Below are 281 nucleotides of genomic sequence, written 5' to 3' on the forward strand. Positions count from 1 at the left end.
TGCATCACTGCAGCGGCGCCGGAATGTTCAGAGCCGGGGCGTCGGATGCGACGCCCCGGCTTTTCCGTTCTAGCGACGGGGTGCGGGCTTCAGGGATGCGGCGTAGTCCTCGGCCTGTTTCAGCAGGCGCAGGGCGTTGCCGGACCAGATGGCGGCGAGGTCGGTTTCTGAATAGCCCTCGGCCAGCAGGCGCTCGGTGATGCGGGGTAGGGCGGCGACGTCGTTCATGCCGGTCACGCCGCCGCCGCCGTCCCAGTCGGCGCCGATGCCGACATGGCGCG

At 70.1% G+C, this 281-nt stretch carries 1 protein-coding gene; it reads right to left on the reverse strand.

Annotated elements, in window-relative coordinates; genetic code table 11:
• Nucleotides 1–69: 69 nt before the first annotated feature.
• The coding region (locus tag ACM0OX_RS35805; RefSeq protein WP_414519968.1) for a membrane dipeptidase at nt 70–281 on the reverse strand (212 nt) is incomplete at its 5' end.

This window comes from Nostoc sp. PCC 9305, assembly GCF_963920915.1.
Classification (GTDB): Bacteria; Cyanobacteriota; Cyanobacteriia; order Cyanobacteriales; family Nostocaceae; genus Nostoc.